12 protein-coding genes are annotated in these 13177 nt (G+C 44.1%); 5 read left to right on the forward strand and 7 right to left on the reverse strand.

Features of this window, described 5'->3' with window-relative positions; genetic code table 11:
• Positions 1-105: 105 nt before the first annotated feature.
• The 4 genes from pabB to DW930_RS05645 all read left to right on the forward strand — a co-directional run bounded on the left by pabB (position 106) and on the right by DW930_RS05645 (position 4585).
• Positions 106-1833: an aminodeoxychorismate synthase component I gene (pabB, locus tag DW930_RS05630; protein WP_123159536.1), complete on the forward strand. Its 1728-nt coding sequence runs from the start codon at positions 106-108 to the stop codon at positions 1831-1833.
• Positions 1833-2483, forward strand: coding sequence for an alpha/beta hydrolase (locus DW930_RS05635; protein ID WP_123159537.1), 651 nt, complete (start codon positions 1833-1835; stop codon positions 2481-2483). The genes pabB and DW930_RS05635 overlap by 1 nt, the downstream gene beginning before the upstream one ends.
• A 383-nt stretch (positions 2484-2866) precedes the next feature.
• Positions 2867-3775, forward strand: coding sequence for an ATP-binding cassette domain-containing protein (locus DW930_RS05640; protein WP_123159538.1), 909 nt, complete (start codon positions 2867-2869; stop codon positions 3773-3775).
• 57 nt (positions 3776-3832) lie between these two features.
• The gene (locus DW930_RS05645; RefSeq protein ID WP_123159539.1) at positions 3833-4585 is read left to right on the forward strand and encodes an ABC transporter permease; all 753 of its coding nucleotides are present in this window, start codon (positions 3833-3835) and stop codon (positions 4583-4585) included.
• Positions 4586-4871: 286 nt separating this feature from the next.
• Here the strand turns inward: DW930_RS05645 and DW930_RS05655 are convergent, their stop codons facing one another.
• Both DW930_RS05655 and DW930_RS05660 read right to left on the reverse strand, forming a co-directional pair.
• Entirely contained in the window at positions 4872-5753 is an 882-nt protein-coding gene (locus tag DW930_RS05655; protein ID WP_123159540.1) for a HAMP domain-containing sensor histidine kinase, read from the reverse strand.
• Positions 5753-6442 carry a response regulator transcription factor gene (locus tag DW930_RS05660; protein ID WP_120701647.1) on the reverse strand — a complete coding sequence of 230 codons (690 nt, stop codon included), beginning with the start codon at positions 6440-6442 and terminating at the stop codon, positions 5753-5755. Before DW930_RS05660 ends, DW930_RS05655 begins: the two co-directional genes overlap by 1 nt.
• A gap of 203 nt (positions 6443-6645) precedes the next feature.
• Here DW930_RS05660 and DW930_RS05665 point away from each other — a divergent pair, with 203 nt between their 5' ends.
• Positions 6646-7179 carry a hypothetical protein gene (locus DW930_RS05665; protein ID WP_120701646.1) on the forward strand — a complete coding sequence of 178 codons (534 nt, stop codon included), beginning with the start codon at positions 6646-6648 and terminating at the stop codon, positions 7177-7179.
• Between the two features lie 125 nt (positions 7180-7304).
• Here the strand turns inward: DW930_RS05665 and DW930_RS05670 are convergent, their stop codons facing one another.
• From DW930_RS05670 to DW930_RS05690, 5 genes are all read right to left on the reverse strand, one after another.
• Positions 7305-8744 (reverse strand): 6-phospho-beta-glucosidase, encoded by a 1440-nt coding sequence (locus DW930_RS05670; RefSeq protein WP_120701645.1) that lies wholly within the window; start codon positions 8742-8744, stop codon positions 7305-7307.
• Positions 8745-8952: 208 nt separating this feature from the next.
• Positions 8953-9300 (reverse strand): VOC family protein, encoded by a 348-nt coding sequence (locus DW930_RS05675; RefSeq protein WP_120701644.1) that lies wholly within the window; start codon positions 9298-9300, stop codon positions 8953-8955.
• Positions 9301-9387: 87 nt separating this feature from the next.
• Complete coding sequence (gene spxB / locus DW930_RS05680) at positions 9388-11163, reverse strand: pyruvate oxidase (RefSeq protein ID WP_123159541.1); 1776 nt, start codon at positions 11161-11163, stop codon at positions 9388-9390.
• A 335-nt stretch (positions 11164-11498) separates the two neighbouring features.
• Entirely contained in the window at positions 11499-12131 is a 633-nt protein-coding gene (locus DW930_RS05685) for an SGNH/GDSL hydrolase family protein (protein WP_123159542.1), read from the reverse strand.
• A gap of 52 nt (positions 12132-12183) precedes the next feature.
• On the reverse strand, positions 12184-13017 hold the full coding sequence (locus DW930_RS05690) for an HAD family hydrolase (protein WP_123159543.1): 834 nt from the start codon (positions 13015-13017) through the stop codon (positions 12184-12186).
• Positions 13018-13177: the final 160 nt, after the last annotated feature.

Below are 13177 nucleotides of genomic sequence, written 5' to 3' on the forward strand. Positions count from 1 at the left end.
CTAAATGCAGATTCTATGGTTATTTTAGCATGAAAGGCAAGGCCAAGCAAGGAATCTTTGGATCCTTATCTACCTTTTTCCCTCTATTTTTGATATACTCAAAGCATGCACAAACAAACCATTATTGATTTTAAAGAGCTTGGATTGCGACAGCTTTTCACCAAGCCCATAAGGGAATTAAAAACCAGAGACATAGATCAAGTCGAGGACCTTCTTAAAGAAGTGGAAACTTACCAAGAAGCTGGTTTTTATGCCGTAGGCTATGTCAGCTATGAGGCTGCTCCTGCTTTTGAGAAAAAATTAGCTGTCCATCCTGCACCTCTCATGGGAGAGTATCTCCTCTACTTCACCATTCACGAGAAAGTAGAAACCCTTCCTTTCCCAGAGGACTATGAGGCTGTGGACCTACCTGCCAACTGGAAGGAAGAGGTCGAGGCGCCTGCCTATCAAGAAGCCATTGAGACCATCCAGCACCACATCCGTCAAGGAGATACCTACCAGGTCAACTATACTGTCCAGCTTTCTCAAGAGCTAGAGGCTGATCCTTTGGCCATCTATAATCGCTTAGTGGTAGAGCAAAAGGCCCATTACAATGCCTTTATCCAGCACGATGATGTGTCCATCCTCTCTATCAGCCCTGAACTCTTTTTTGAACAAGAAGATCGGCTATTGACCACGCGCCCCATGAAGGGGACTACTCGTCGTGGCCTCACCAACCAAGCTGATCTTGAAGAGGCAGCTTGGTTAGAAGCAGACCCCAAAAATCGAGCGGAAAATATGATGATTGTAGATCTCCTCCGCAATGATATGAACCGGATTTCGGAAATTGGAAGTGAGCAGGTGACCCGTCTCTGCCAAGTTGAGCAATACTCTACCGTTTGGCAGATGACGTCGACCATTAAAAGTCGCTTGCGCCCAGAGATCGACCTGGTTCAAACCTTCCAAGCCCTCTTTCCTTGTGGTTCGATTACAGGGGCACCGAAAATCTCTACTATGGAAATTATTCAAAAGACAGAGGCTGCTCCTCGCGGAGTCTACTGTGGAACGATCGGTATCCTTCTTCCAAAAGGGAAACGGATCTTCAATGTGGCTATCCGAACCCTTCAAATGCAAGGCACCAAAGCCATCTATGGCGTAGGAGGGGGCATCACTTGGGACAGCAAATGGAAATCCGAATACCAGGAAACTAAGCAAAAGTCTGCTGTTCTCTACCGACAAGCGCCTCATTTTGACCTCTTGACAACAGGGCGCATCCATCAAGGAGAGCTGACTTTCAAAGAGCAACACCTGATCCGTCTGAGAGAGGCCAGTCGCTACTTTACCTATCCTTATAATGAGCAAAAGCTCCTGAAGGAACTTCAAGAAGAGCTCACTCATTTGGATCCTAGCCTTGACTATCGCTGTCGCATAGCCTTGCAGAAAGACGGAAGCTTCCAACTGATGATCACGGAGCTAACAGACTTACCAGCTAGCTATCTGCAGGCTCAACTGACCGAGCAAAAGCTTGATTTAGCAAGTCCATTTACCTATTTTAAGACTAGCCAGCGAGCACATCTAACTGCTAAACATCAGGAACAGATCTTCCATCTGCCAGACGGGACCTTGCTTGAGACGACCATTGGCAATCTCATCCTAGAGATCAAGGGGCAACTCTACACTCCGCCAGCTCATCTCCCTTTATTAGATGGCATCTACCGACGCCATCTATTGGAAACTGGACAAGTAGAGGAAAAACTGTTAACACTGAAGGATTTAGAAGTTGCTGACAGAGTCTATGCCTGCAATGCCCTTCGTGGCCTCTATCCACTCGAATTCACAAGAAAGGGGGCATAATGAAACTTATTTTTTTACACGGCCTAGGCCAGGATGCTCACTCTTGGCAAGGGGTCCAAGATGCACTTTCCCCCATGCATTCTGAATCTTTTGCTATTTTCTCTTCTCCAAGCGAAAGCTACCAGGAGGCCAAAGACAGACTGACGGAGTATCTCCAACAAGAAAACGAGCCCTATATTCTGGTTGGACTCTCACTGGGTGGCGTTCTCGCTCTTGAGCTCTCCAGCCAAGACTTACCACAACTCAAGGGCTTGGTGCTCTCAGGGACACAATACAAACTCAACACCAATCTCCTCTATCGGCTCCAAATTCTCCTTTTTCGTCTGATTCCCAAACCTGTCTTTGAAAAACAGGGGGCCAACAAACAGCACATGTTGCAAATCCTTACCGAGTTAAAAAGTCTTAATCTAACCGATACTGCTAAAACTTGTCAGCTCCCCAGCTTAGTGATCTGTGGCAGCAAAGATAGGGCCAATCAGGCTTCTTCGAAAAAGCTGGCAAATCTCCTGCCCAAAGGTCACTATCAAGAAATCGCAGATGGAGGCCATCTACTTAATAGTCAGAAACCCAATGAACTGGCACAAGCCATCAAGCAGTTTGTTGGTGAATTTAAAAATGAAGAGGCTAGCTTAAAAAATAGTTCCTCTTAATGTAGATAAAGTATTTTTTCATGTTACATAACTTAAAAAATCAAGAAATTTAAAGAAATGTTTATTTTTTAAAGTTACTCATGAATACCTTGAGGCTTCCCGCCGTGAGAAAAGTGCCAGAAACACAATTGTTTCAGGCACTCGGGAGTTTTGGAACCTTAGGTCCAAAACTAAGTCATGGAACTTCTTCGAAGTTCGCTGACGTCCGTACTCACCTAAGGAAAGCCTCTAAGAAAACTTATTCTTAAAGTCACGGCTAACTTTTAAAAGGTTAGTCGTTTTTTTTAGAAATATTTTAGAATTGCTTGATAGTTATTTGAAAAGCTAGCTGTATACTAAGAGTGTAAAGAAAACAACTAGTCATTTGGACGAAGGAGAAAACTATGGAAAAAGTATTAGAAATTTCCCATTTGAGTAAAAAATTTGGTCAACAATACGCCTTAAATGATGTGAATCTGAGCATTCGCAAAGGCGACGTCTACGGCCTGATCGGTAAGAATGGAGCTGGGAAAACCACCCTCATCAAGGTCATCACCCAGCTGATTCAGGAAACTAACGGAAGCGTCTCTCTCTTTGCTTCTACCAATCGCTCCCAGTGGACCCAAGCCCTGAAACGTGTCGGATCCGTCATTGAGAGTCCCGTGGCTCACAAGCATATGACTGCCTACCAAAACTTAGTCTACTACTGCAAGGCACGCCATATCCCAAATCCTGACCAGGTTATCAAAGAAACCCTGAACTATGTCGGCCTAAACAATACTGGCAAGAAAAAATTCCGTGATTTTTCACTAGGGATGAAACAACGGTTGGGAATTGCGATCGCGCTCATTGCCAAGCCCGACTTCCTCATCCTGGACGAACCCATCAATGGTCTCGATCCTGTCGGGATCAAGGAATTCCGTCAGATGATCAAGCGCCTCAATGATGAACTCGGCATGACCATCCTTATTTCCAGTCACATCCTCTCTGAACTCTATCTGGTTGCCAATCGCTTTGGCATTGTCGACCAAGGCCGCCTGATCAAAGAAATTAGCAAGGCTGAATTCGAAGAGCAGGGAGAAGATTACATCATTCTCAAGACCAGCCAGCTAGCCCTTGCGAGTCAACTGATTCAAGATCAACTCCATCATCGCATCAAGGTCATCGATAAGGATGGTGAAATCCATATCTTCGGACAGACTCACGACATTAAAGTCATTGTCAAAGCCCTTGTTCAAGCGGATATTGACGTGGACGAAATCTACTATGCCCGCCAAGATCTAGAAAAATTCTTTACGGACTTGGTAGACTAGTCAAAACACTGACTTCCTGTATTACATATTCTACACATTTCATTTAGGAGATTTATCATGTTGCATACTATTCAAGCAGATTTTTATAGACTTTTTCGCTCCAAAGGTTTTTGGATTACAGAAGCCATTCTCGTTCTCAATATCCTGTCTGGAGTCATCTTCGGAGCTACCGGCCACGTCGGTGTCAATACGGAATCCAAACTCCCCCAAGCGACAGAAGTTTGGACAGGATTTAAAGCCTTGACCAACTACTCCTCCAGCATCAGTGTGACCATTCTCTTTACCATTATTGTCATCACCTTGGTCCTTGGAACAGATTTAACACAAAACTTATACAAGAATAGTTTGGCCTATGGCGTCTCTCGCACCAGCTACTACTTTGCCAAAAGTGCCGTTGTTTTGACTATTGCTCTTTTCCAATTTCTTGTTTCTTATGGTCTCGTCTTCTTGATCGCGACCCTCTACAATGGACTTGGCACCATGCCTGAGCACTTCTTCGCTCATTTTGGCTTGACCCTTCTGATTCAGTTCCTCTCCACCTTGGCTTGGGTCAGCATCATTTCCTTCCTCCTTTACGCTAGCCAATCCATCACCTTGGCTTTCGTTGGCTACTTCGTTGGAAATATCTTCTTAAGCCTTCCTGCGCTCTTCTTTAAAGACATCGACATTTTGCACTATCTAAACTTGGAATTCCAATATTCCATGGTCAAAAGTACGATCGCAACCAACAATACCCTCTCTATCGCCCTTGGATTCATCCTTGTTTTCGGCTTCCTGGGACTCGCTACCTTTAAACACAAAGATTTATAAAAACAAAGAGGCTGGGACAAAAGTCCTAGCCTCTCAATTGTCTTTGGATTGTCGAGCAAGACGCAGTGGTTGAGTGCTCAAAGCACTGCTTTGAGGTGGCGGATAGAACTTGCGAAGCAAGTATCCTAAGTCTTTGTTCGCTTTTTAAGCTTCAAAGATGCCCTATGTTGACGGAAACTATGTTTCCTTTATCTGCAACCTTCAACAGTCTCCCAGACTGTTGAAGCTGTGAGGAGGTGGGACGACGAAATCGAATTCTAACGAATGACCGATTTCTGTCCCACTCTCATTTTTTTAATGTAATGGTTAAGATAAACCAGTCTGCCTCCGTTGCCAGTTGCAAGTCTCCCCCTAAGATCTCTACAAAATTTTGAATGATGTAGAGGCCCAAACCAGAAGACTCCTCTGTATCCGATAGATTTTCCGAATAGAATCGACTAGCCAGTTGGTCTAAGTGCTGAATCGGTTGTTGCACGATATTGCGCAGCTCGACCCGAATCGTCTCCTCATCAGAAGTCAGGGTCAAACAGGCCTGCTCCTTTCCATGCTTAAGCACATTGCTGAGCATATTTTGCAAGAGGCGCTCCCACAGCTCCGGATCGGTAGCATAATGGAGATGCTCTTCTAGCTCTACCTCTAGTGCAATCCCCGCCTCAGACAAACTATCATAATACTGGAACAACTGCTGGGTTAGGACTTGGCTGAGATTAACGTCTGAAAGCCGAGGCTGAATGGCACCCTCCATCAAGCGTCTGTATTCCAAGAGTGATTCCAAGCGTTTTGAGACGACTTGAAGATTGGAAGCAATTTTTTTCAGTTTTTCCTCTTCTTGCGTCCCACCCTTGATGATTTGTTGGGTATAACCAGACGCAATGGTCAAAGGCGTCCGAATATCGTGAGCAATATTACTGATGGCCATATCCAAGGTTTTCTTCTCTTGAAAGGCAATCCGATTGGTCCGCTCGATCTGGTCAAAGAGCTCACTGACCTGTTTGGTCAAGGCGACCAATTCTTTATTTGAAACACGTGACGTCAACCGTACCCCACTCCCATTTTGGAGCTTCTTTTGAATCTGCTCCTGCAAATCTCTTAAGGCAGAAAGCAGGCGAACGTAGCCCAGTCCCAAGAGAAGGACAAGGAAGACTAGAACTAGAACGACTCCCCACATTACTTGTCTCCTTTCAAGCGAACCCCCAAGCCCCAGACGGTTTCAATGTAATCCTCATTAGGATCGAGTTGGGCAATTTTCTTTCGGAGATTGCTCAATTGGGCATTGAGCGTATTGTCTCCAGGCAGATAGACTTCTTCCCAGACTGCCTCATACAATTCTTCTTTGGTGAAAATCTTCTTTGGATGCGCCAATAAAGTTTCAAAAATTTGAAATTCCTTTTTACCTAAGCGAAGCGTTTTTTCTCCAGACTCCAGTTCAAAGGTTTCTGGGTTCAGAACCAGATTTTTAACAGTCAGCTTTTTCGATGATGGAGCTTCCTGTGCCGGAGTGAGGTTATTTCTCAGTTGCACCGTCACCCGAGCCGCCACCTCATCCAGATTAAAGGGCTTGACGATATAATCATTGGCACCTGCAAGGAGATACTGGCTAATGAGGTGTTTATCACCAAGAGCTGTCATCATGATGACCGGTACCTGACTCTGCAAACGGATTTCCTCAAGGACCTGATCCCCATTTTTCCCAGGGAGCATGATATCGAGAAGGACCAAATCAATGCTTTCTTGCTGGAAGAGTCGTAGCCCTTCTGTACCTGAAAAAGCCTGAAGCACCTCATGGTCTTCGCTTAAGAGACTATACAAAATTTCTTGGATATCATTATTATCTTCAATTAATAAGATGCGTGCCACTTGCCTCACTCCTCTTTTCTATGCTTACGAAATCATTTCTATTCCCCTAGCCTATCAAATAAAGGGACCTTCGTCAATGAAAATCTGATAAAATCCTATAGTCCCCAGGTAGAGCTGCATGGTAGGTCATCACAAGATGAACTTGACTATCCTTTCTTTCAAAGGGTATAATAGGACCAATGACACAATAGGGAGAATCATCTATGAAAAAAAATGCCAAAACTCAAATCAGCCTTGTATCCATTCTCGTCATCCTGGGCGTTGGTGCAAGAATGATGCGAGTCATCCACCGCCAGCAAATCAGGGAGCAAAACAGACAAACCGTCCAAACGACTAAAAAGGTTGCAGAGTTTCAGAAAACACTAGACGAGGAAGAAACCAAGAAACGGAACGAAACCTTCAACAAGATTTTTAATGAATCCCTAGTTCAGAAAAATTTTGAAAATTGGCAAAAAGTCGATGAACTTCATGGTTTAGGGCAAAGAACTGGGCAATTTTATATCTATAACTTTGAAAAAAAAGAAGAGATTCTCTTAGAGAATACAGATCAAGCATTTGTTCTGCCGATTCGAGACAAGAGTGATAACGTCACATTTCAGGCTATCTTTGCCCACAAGGACGGTCAGTGGCACATCATGAAACCAGACGGAAGTTCTCAGTTGCAACTAGGAGAAGCCAGCATTTCCGCTGAATCTAAGTTTGTCATCGAAAACAATGTCTTAGACTACGACCAGTAAATCAATAAGGACTTGCCTTAACGACATACAAAAAGCTTAGGACCCCAGCTTTGGTTGGGATTCTAAGCTTTTTAGTTTGCTGTCAGAGAGTCATCCAGAAGATGGTTTAGCTCTAGAGGAGACTTTTACTCAACAGAAGCCCCATTGGTCGCAATGACCTCTTTGTACCAATAGAAGGATTTCTTACGCGAACGGGCTAAGGTTCCCTTGCCTTCGTTGTCCCGGTCAACATAGATAAAGCCGTAGCGCTTCTTCATTTCTCCTGTCCCAGCAGAGACCAGGTCAATACAACCCCAAGTCGTATAGCCCCAGAGGACGACGCCGTCTTCATGGATGGCATCTCGCATAGCCTTGATGTGGGCAGCCAGGTAGGCAATCCGATAATCATCCTCGATTTCCCCCGCTTCATTAGGTGTATCAACTGCCCCTAATCCATTTTCCACGATAAACATAGGCTTTTGATAACGATCCCAGATGGTATTGAGGGTAATGCGGAGACCCAGAGGGTCAATCTGCCAACCCCATTCTGAACTTTCTAGGTAGGGGTTCTTCAGAGAGGCAAAGATATTGCCCGCTGTTTTCTCCCTTTCAGCTGGATCGCCTGAAGCGACCCGACTGGCATAGTAGGAGAAGGAAATAAAGTCCACTGTATAGTCTTTTAATAATTGAAGGTCCTGCTCGGTCATCTCAACCGTGATTCCCTGACGTTCCCACTCTTTCTTAGCATAGTTAGGGTATTCCCCACGCGCCTGCACATTGATGAAGAAGTAGTTCTTGCGGTCTTCTTCTAGACCCGCCCAAACATCACGCGGAGCACAAGTATGCGGGTAATTTTGCCCTGCTGCCAGCATACAGCCGACCTTGTTGTTCGGATCAATCTCATGGGCAAGCTTAGTGGCAATGGCTGAAGCGACCAACTCATGGTGGGCTGCCTGGTATTTGACCTGCTCCTCATTCTCCCCTTCCTCGAAGCAGAGACCCGCTCCCATAAATGGCGCATGGAGGATCATATTGATTTCATTAAAGGTCAGCCAGTAGTTGACCAAGCCCTTGTAACGAGTAAAGAGGGTCCGACAGAGACGTTCATAAAAGCCCAACATCTTGCGGTTGCGCCAACCACCGTACTCGGTAATCAAATGCATGGGACAGTCAAAGTGGGTAATGGTCACCAAGGGCTCAATGCCATACTTGTGACATTCCTTAAAGAGGTCTTCATAGAACTGTAGTCCCGCTTCGTTTGGCTCCAGTTCATCCCCTTGTGGGAAGATCCGTGACCAAGCAATAGAAAGTCGATAAGTTTTAAAGCCCATTTCCCCAAAGAGGGCAATGTCTTCCTTGTAGCGATGGTACATATCAATACCATCTTTAGCCGGGTAAAAATAGCCCTCTTCAAAGTCGAACATCTTTTTCTGACCCGTAATAATCGCGTGACGATCAGGCCCAATCGGTACCACATCCACATTGGCCAAGCCGCGGCCATCTTCATTATAAGCTCCTTCACATTGGTTGGCAGCCGTCGCCCCACCCCAAAGGAAACCATCTGGAAATTGTAGTTTGTCAGTCATATTCCTACCTCGCTTTCATCCTTAAATCTATTATATCCCTGTCTAATCCGAAAGTCTTACAGCATCCTAGGAAAAACTGATACTATTCTAAGATTGTTTCTATTCAAGCGCAACATAAAAAGACCGGATGACTCCGATCTTTCAATAGTTCATATTCTCATATTCTGTTTTAAGAATAATTATGGTTAACTTCAAATGACTAAGCATCCTATTTCATACGATAAAAATCAATAACTAGACCAGCAGGGCCTTCAACTAACAGGGATTCTGTTCCCCAACCGGTCACAACTGGACCATGTAAAATCTCAATCCCTAATTCTTTCAAACGCTTTTGATTCTGTTCCAAATCTTCAACTTCAATGTGTAGAATGATTCCTGACTGAAAATCTTCCAAAGGAATCAGGTGATTTTGTGATAACATGAGACAATGACTGCCAATTGTAAACTGAACAAAACCGTCGTCAACATAATCAGCCTTTTTATCCAAAATACGCTCCAAGTCAACACAGACTTTGGGAACATTTGAAACGATAATATCTAATTGATTTAAATTCATTTACTATTCTCCATAAAAAGACCGGATGACTCCGATCTTTTTAAGTTCCACTCTGTGAAAATCAAAGAATAAATTCGACGAGAGGAATTATTTGATTGCGCGTGATTGCAACCCTTCTTCTTCCAAGAAGAGGCGGAATGGTACGAGTTCTTCTGCTTCGTATTTTTCCTTGAAGGCTTTGATCGCTTCTTCTGAGTGAAGTTTTGGATCCAACTCAAGTACCTCTACTGGAAGTGGACGGTGTTGTGTGATGCGGGCATCAATGACAACAGTTTTACCTTCTTTGTTGAGTTTAACAGCTTCAGCAACCACAGCATCGATATCTTCAATACGGTTAACGGTAAATCCAACTGCACCTTGTGCTTCAGCAATTTTCGCGTAGTCAGCATTTGTAAAGTCTACACCAAACAAGTGTTTGTTTGTATCTTCGTATTTGTTCTTGATGAAGGCATACTCATCGTTTGTGAAGACAACGTTGATAACTGGAAGGTTGTATTGAACGTTCGTGATCACGTCTGGGTAAACCATGTTGAAGGCTCCGTCACCCATGATATTCCATACTTGGCGGTCTGGATTGTCTTTCTTAGCAGCGATACCACCAGGGATAGCGATACCCATTGTTGCAAAGAGTGGAGATGTACGCCACATATTCTTAGGTGTCATGTGAAGGTGACGAGTAGATGTTTGAGTTGAGTTACCGACGTCGATTGAGTAGATTGCATCTTCATCAGCGTATTTGTTGATGGCATTGTAGACTTGGTACAATTGAAGCGCACCCTCAGTTTTACCTTCGAGTTTGTTCATGTAATCGCGCCAGTTTTGGTTGTTCTTCACGTTTGCACGCCACCATGGAGTAGACTCAACTGGGTTTACTTTATCAAGGATCGCTTTAGCTGCTTGACCTGCATCACCAAGGATTGAAGCGTCAAGGGCGTGACGTTTACCAAGTTTGTAAGGGTCAATATCAACTTGGATGAATTTTTCAGTGTTCTTGAATGCTTCGTAAACTTCAGCAAATGGGAAGTTTGAACCAAGGAAAAGAACTGTGTCTGCTTCAAAGACCACTTCGTTGGCTGGTTTCCAACCAACACGGTAAGCAGAACCTGTCAAACCTTCATAGTTCCATTCGAAAGCTTCAAAGTTTTTACCAGTTGTGATGATTGGTGCTTTGATTTTACGTGACAATTCAGTAATCACTTCACCAGCTTTAACACCACCGTAACCAGCATAGATAACTGGACGTTCAGCGTTGTTCAAGATTTCAACAGCTTTGTCGATTTCAACTTCGTTCAAAGCAGGAGCGATGAATGAACGCTCGTAAGAACCTGAACCGTAGTATGAGTTTTCGTCGATTTCTTGGAAACCAAAGTTTACTGGAATTTCAACGACAGCTGGACCTTTTTTAGAAACGGCAGCACGGCAAGCTTCGTCAATGACTTTTGGCAATTGCTCTGCGTAAGCGACACGTTTGTTGTAAACAGCGATACCGTTGTACATTGGGTTTTGGTTCAATTCTTGGAAGGCATCCATGTTGAGCTCGTTGTTTGGACGTGATCCAAGGATCGCAAGGAATGGAGTGTTATCCATCGCTGCATCGTAAACACCGTTGATCAAGTGAGTGGCACCAGGTCCACCTGAACCAACTGCAACACCGATAGATCCGCCAAATTTAGCTTGCATAACCGCTGCAAGAGCACCTGTTTCTTCGTGGCGAACTTGCAAGAAACGGATATCTTTGTCTTCAGCCAAAGCGTCCATAAGTGAGCTAAGTGTTCCTGATGGGATACCGTAGATAGTGTCTACGCCCCATGTTTTCAATACGTTGAGCATTGCTGCAGATGCAGTAATTTTCCCTTGAGTCATAATGATAACTCTCCTTCAATAAAAATAATTGTCAGTCTTTGAACTGAATTCGACAAAGAGTGAAAACGTTTCAAACAACTTTACTATATCAATTTATCACGTTTTATTGTCCTTGTATAAGAATATGCTCACTGAACACCTGGAACTATTACATAACACAATAGAGAAAACTGTTCTGTTTCCGCTAACTATTTTATAACAGAAGGGATAAACCGCATGACAGCAAGGTTTTTAGATCGTATAAAATTAGTACAAAATAGAGCATGTTCCCAAACTGTTTCACAGAAGGTATCAAAAAATCCTAGCGGAAAATAGTTTTTCCCTGCTAGGATTGGTTAAATTTCCTTTTGAAGAGCCTTACTTAAGACCCTGTATCCTTCAATTGTTAAATGAAGACCATCTGTTGTATAAGCTGGTTTGAGCTGACCATCTTCACCGAGCAAGCTCTCAAAAACATTGATAAATTCGACATTCATCATTCCTTGAGCCAGCTCATGATAAGCCTGATTCAGGGTCTGAATCTTTTGATTGGTCCGGATATAGACTGTCCCCTTGTAGGTTTCTCCCTCATTCACAGGGAGAACCGAAACAAGTTTGATTTGCGCCAAGGGCAAGAGTCGTACCATCTCCTGTAGGATGATGGACATGTTATCGATGGTTTCTGACAGGGGCATTTCCTTGCCAATGTCATTGGTTCCGATTAGTAGGAAAATCTTATCCACTGCTTGACCAAAAATATGGGCATCTAGATTCTCTCTTAAGAGGTCTGTCTTGTAGCCTCTGATTCCCCGATTCACCATATACTGATTCGTCAAAAGTAACTCCTGAAGAGGATAGTATTCGATGATAGAGTCTCCTATAAAAAGGATATCGGGTTCCTTCAAAGGTTTTTGATTCAGCTCTCGGTAGTTCTGTTGTATTTTTGCCTGTTCTTTCAAGAGCCAGGTCTCCAATAATTGTACAGCCATAAAGACTCCTTTCGATTCGTATGGTAGAAACTATGTGTGGTAGAATATTCGCCTAGTCGAAACTTAGTCTTCCATCCAAATAGGCTTCAATCATTTCATAAACCCCACCTTCTTGGTGAGATGGCGCTGTGTAGCGGGCAGCTTGTCGAGCATGGACGTCCGCATTTTCCATCGCATAGGAATAGGTCGCTAACTCCAGCATTTCCACATCGTTTTGGCTATCGCCAAATGCTATTAAATGCCCACCATCAACGCCCCAGTGTTCTTCCAAGAATTGAATGGCTGTAGCCTTATTGACCTCCGGTTGCAGAATATCGATGGTTCCATAACCACTAGCTGCTGGAAGCAGGCGCTCCCCAAACTCTTCGCGCAACTCTTGCACAAAGGCTTCGACTTTTTCAGTGTCAGTGACGACACTTATCTTCAGAACCTGCTCACCATGCTCTTGGACCAGATCATCCACAAAGCGCATCCGTCTGTAAAAAGCTGCAGCTAACTCAGGCGTCATCAATTGCTCTAAAAGAGGAAACTCTGTTCCTTTCTTGGCATAGGCTCCAGATAGGCTACTGACGACCAGATGAAGTTCTTCTTCTCGACCTTCTAGATAACGCAAGACCTCCTGCACCAGCTCTTCAGGCCAGCTACACTCTCGGATGAGCTTTCCCTTCTCTAATATCCGTGCACCATTGGCTAGAACCAAGGTGACGCGATCTTTCAGCTCTCCCAAGACATGAGCCATACGGCTATAGCCATTCCCCGTCGCAATAACAAAGGGAATCCCTCTTTGGTCTAGCTGATCCAAGATGCGGCTCAGACGCTCACGGTCAACCTCTCCTTGCGCATCCATCAGAGTACCGTCCATGTCTGTCGCAATCATTTGTATCATACCAGCCACCTCTTTCTATCTTGTCCCTATTATACACCATTTCCTAGTCATTTTGGGCCTTCTTTGCCACAAACGCTCCCTTCTCCCCATCCTTAAAATTTTAGAAATTCCACCGAATCCTCTTTAATTTTCGGTCCAATTTTATTATAATATAGATAAT

Source organism: Streptococcus sp. AM43-2AT, from assembly GCF_003603405.1.
Lineage (GTDB): Bacteria > Bacillota > Bacilli > Lactobacillales > Streptococcaceae > Streptococcus > Streptococcus ilei.

Bases quoted from the DNA above. Each gene is read 5' to 3' on its own strand.
- DW930_RS05685 (WP_123159542.1), bottom strand. From the start codon at position 12,131: ATGGCTGTACAATTATTGGAGACCTGGCTCTTGAAAGAACAGGCAAAA.
- spxB (WP_123159541.1), bottom strand. From the start codon at position 11,163: ATGACTCAAGGGAAAATTACTGCATCTGCAGCAATGCTCAACGTATTG.
- DW930_RS05665 (WP_120701646.1), top strand. From the start codon at position 6,646: ATGAAAAAAAATGCCAAAACTCAAATCAGCCTTGTATCCATTCTCGTC.
- pabB (WP_123159536.1), top strand. From the start codon at position 106: ATGCACAAACAAACCATTATTGATTTTAAAGAGCTTGGATTGCGACAG.
- DW930_RS05670 (WP_120701645.1), bottom strand. From the start codon at position 8,744: ATGACTGACAAACTACAATTTCCAGATGGTTTCCTTTGGGGTGGGGCG.
- DW930_RS05655 (WP_123159540.1), bottom strand. From the start codon at position 5,753: ATGTGGGGAGTCGTTCTAGTTCTAGTCTTCCTTGTCCTTCTCTTGGGA.
- DW930_RS05645 (WP_123159539.1), top strand. From the start codon at position 3,833: ATGTTGCATACTATTCAAGCAGATTTTTATAGACTTTTTCGCTCCAAA.
- DW930_RS05690 (WP_123159543.1), bottom strand. From the start codon at position 13,017: ATGATACAAATGATTGCGACAGACATGGACGGTACTCTGATGGATGCG.
- DW930_RS05635 (WP_123159537.1), top strand. From the start codon at position 1,833: ATGAAACTTATTTTTTTACACGGCCTAGGCCAGGATGCTCACTCTTGG.
- DW930_RS05675 (WP_120701644.1), bottom strand. From the start codon at position 9,300: ATGAATTTAAATCAATTAGATATTATCGTTTCAAATGTTCCCAAAGTC.
- DW930_RS05640 (WP_123159538.1), top strand. From the start codon at position 2,867: ATGGAAAAAGTATTAGAAATTTCCCATTTGAGTAAAAAATTTGGTCAA.